Source organism: Bradyrhizobium sp. SZCCHNRI1009, assembly GCF_032487575.1.
In the GTDB taxonomy this organism is placed as follows: domain Bacteria; phylum Pseudomonadota; class Alphaproteobacteria; order Rhizobiales; family Xanthobacteraceae; genus Bradyrhizobium.
In genome coordinates this window covers 1-1,427 of sequence record NZ_JAUEUL010000055.1, presented here as the reverse complement: position 1 = coordinate 1,427, position 1,427 = coordinate 1, and the positions used below count along the sequence as shown (strand labels likewise).

At 71.7% G+C, this 1,427-nt stretch carries 1 protein-coding gene; it reads right to left on the bottom strand.

The annotated features are described in order from the left end of the window. A partial coding sequence (locus tag QX010_RS33015; protein WP_316183717.1) for an amino acid adenylation domain-containing protein occupies positions 1–1,427 on the bottom strand: 1,427 nt, incomplete at both ends.

Here is a 1,427-nt window from a genome sequence, read left to right as displayed (position 1 = left end):
TCGGCGCGACCCAGGAACTCCAGCGTGCCGTCGGCGCGCCAGCGCGCGCGATCGCCGGTGCGATACAGCCGCGTGCCCGGCGGTCCGAACGGATCGGCGATGAAGCGCTCCGCCGTCAGATCCGGGCGGTTGAGATAGCCCTGCGCAAGCCCCGCGCCGGCGACATACACCTCGCCTGCAACCCCGATCGGTACCTCGTTGAGCTGGGCGTCGAGCAGGTGAATGCGCGCGTTCTCGATCGGTGCGCCCATCGGCGGCGGCGCGTCGCCCGACAACGGCGCGCTGATGCTGGCGCAGACCGAGACTTCGGTCGGCCCGTACGCGTTCAGCATCCGGCGATGTGGCGACCACAGCGCGACGAGGTCGCCGGGGCAGGCTTCGCCGGCGACGACGAGGACGCGGCAGCCGGCGAGATCGTCCGGCTCCATCACGCGCAGCGCCGTCGGCGGCAGCGTCGCATGGGTCACTGCGCAGGATTGGACGAGCGTCGCCAGGGACGGTCCGGGGCGCAGCGTCTCTGCGTCGCCGGTGACGATCGCGGCGCCTTTCGAGAGCGCCGTGGCGATCTCCGAGACCGACGCGTCGAAGCTCGGCGAGGCGAACTGCAGGACGCGGTCGCCGGCTTCGATCTCGAACGCGGCCGTCTGGGCGTGGACCAGATTGACGAGGCCGCGCTGGGGGATGGCGACGCCCTTGGGTCGGCCTGTGGAGCCGGAGGTGAAGATGACATAGGCGAGGTCATCGGGCAGCGGACGACGCCGCGGCCACGCCGGCGGTTGTTGCAGCAGCGCGGGATCGTCGAGCCGGAGCTGCGCGAGATCGTCGGGCAATGCGGCGGTGCTGCCGTCGGTCAGCACCAGTTGCAGCCGGGCGTCCGCGGCCATGACGCGCAGCCGCTCGGCCGGATAGGCCGGATCGAGCGGCACATAGGCGTGGCCCGCCTTGAGCACGGCGAGGATCGCGACGATCAGCTCCGGGCCGCGGCTGAGCGCAATGCCGATCAGCGCGTTGGTCGCCGGGATGCGTGTAGTCAGATGCGCGGCGAGATGATCGGCGCGGCGGTGCAGCTCGGCATAGCTGATCTCGCCGCCGGCGTGGATGATCGCAGGCCGGTCGGCATGGTCACGCGCGGCCGCATCGAGCAGATCGAGGATGGTCTCGTCGGCAGCACGCGGCGCAGCCGTCGCGTTCCACGTTTGTAGCTGGCGCCGTTCGTCGGCGCCGAGCATCGCGAGGCTGCTGAGCCTCGCCGCACCATCGGCCCTCGCCATCGCGCCGAGCAGGGTCGCGACATGGCCGGCCAGGCGCGCCATGCTGGCGGGGGCGAACATCTCGGCGTCGTATTCCAGGATGCCTTCGAGGCCGCCGTCGGCGGTCGGCTGCAGCGACAGGGTCAGCGCGAACTTGGCGACACCCGGCTCCGGCGG